Source organism: Neomoorella stamsii, assembly GCF_002995805.1.
Taxonomy (GTDB): domain Bacteria; phylum Bacillota; class DSM-521; order Neomoorellales; family Neomoorellaceae; genus Neomoorella; species Neomoorella stamsii.
Map to the genome: position 1 here is coordinate 1 of NZ_PVXL01000039.1, position 1,205 is coordinate 1,205.

The 1,205-nt window shown below is 49.8% G+C and carries 1 protein-coding gene; it reads right to left on the reverse strand.

From position 1 onward, the window contains the following. Positions 1-1,205, reverse strand: a 1,205-nt coding sequence (locus MOST_RS17205; protein WP_161952809.1) for a tetratricopeptide repeat protein, incomplete at both ends; no start/stop codon positions are given.

A 1,205-nucleotide genomic window follows, 5' to 3' on the forward strand; every position in this document is an offset into this window, starting at 1 on the left:
CAGTTCTTTACCGTTGCGCAAAACTATTTTACCGTCAATAGATTGCATGGCGGGGCGTTCTCCCGTCCATTCCCCGGTGTAGATAGTTTCCTGCCCTTCCTTTTCCGGGTTTAACCGGGAGATTTTAATATTTTTTTCGTCCCACTCAGCCAGCAACAGGTTACGGCCATCACCGGTCCACACGAGCTCGTAGTCAAATTGCGGCCCCTCATTTTTTCTTACCAGTTCTTCACCAGGTTTAATTTTCAGTTGTTTCGCCGGGAGACTTTCCCTGGAAGCAAGTACCTGCTCGAATTCGGCGGTGCTTAAAGGCATTTGTGTAACTGCCTGCCAGCGGCGGAAATACTCCCGGGCTTCATCCTTCCGATCCAGGGTTACCATCAACCAGGTCATCCGCTGTAGGGTAAAGTCATTTTTGTCATTCCATGCCAGGGATTTCCGGTAGAGATCGATAACAGGTTGGAAATCATTTCGCCCCGCCTGTAAGAACTGATACTCCATATTTCTGCCGGCAACAAAATAAGCGTCGCTGGGAAAATGAAAGAGCCTGTCCGGAAGGCTGTCGGGTGCCAGCCTGGGTGCTAGTTGATCGAAGTATTTAATGGCTTCTTCGTTTTCATTTCTCAACCTGCAGGCCACGCCGGTATAAAATAAGACCCTTTCGTTGGCGGCGTCATATTGCAGGGCGGCTTGCAGCAGGGGCAGGTAATCCTTGAGGTCATAAAAGTTTTTACCCGCTGTTTTTTTATTTACCTCGTCCATGATGATCCCGGCTATTCTCCGGCCTGTGCTTTTATCCCTGGAGGCTTCCGACGCATTCTTAAAAAGCTCCAGGCTTTGTTGGTAATCTTGATTAAATAGCTTTATTCCCAGCTGTATGTAGCTGTCGGCAAGCATGTCTCCACCTTTGCTGGCGTAAGCAGGAGCGAGTTCGGTGGCTTTTTTCAGGTTATCGATGGCCTGTTGCCATGCCTTCTGGTGGTAATAGTAGACGCCCTGGAAGTAATAGCCTTCCGGTCGTTCAGGGTGTTCCTGCACCATTTTTTTGCTTAAAACGGAAACAGTATCCCAGTCCTGGCTGGCAACAGCTTCTTCGAGGACTTTTACATCACTTGCTAACCCGCCCCCACACCCACTAAGGGCGATGAGCAGAAGCATCACCATGGGCGCCAGGATACCCTTCAGGCGAGCAGGAAGCATCTTGT